The sequence below is a fragment of the Shewanella electrica genome (assembly GCF_022321485.1).
Lineage (GTDB): Bacteria > Pseudomonadota > Gammaproteobacteria > Enterobacterales > Shewanellaceae > Shewanella > Shewanella electrica.
Genome location: NZ_JAKOGG010000610.1, coordinates 1 through 247, shown reverse-complemented (window position 1 = coordinate 247; position 247 = coordinate 1). Strand labels below are relative to the sequence as shown.

Annotated in this window: 1 protein-coding gene; it reads left to right on the top strand. The window is 44.1% G+C overall.

Translation table 11 applies throughout. The features are described 5' to 3' along the window. Positions 1-36: 36 nt before the first annotated feature. On the top strand, positions 37-247 hold a 211-nt coding region (locus L9G74_RS24535; RefSeq protein ID WP_238898895.1), incomplete at its 3' end, for a redoxin domain-containing protein.

The window sequence follows — 247 nt, the reverse complement described above, 5'->3', positions numbered from 1 at the left end:
TCGGCATCGGTCACAGAAAAATCCATCCATGAATTCATGGTCAAGGATGCTAAGGGCAGAGACGTGAACCTCAGCACCTACAAAGGGAAGGTTCTTCTTGTAGTTAACGTCGCTTCAAAATGTGGATTTACAAATTCCAATTACACCCAGTTAACTGAGCTTTACAGCAAATATAAAGACAGAGGTCTTGAGATACTGGCATTTCCATGCAACCAGTTTCTGAAACAAGAGCCCGGGAGTAGCCAGG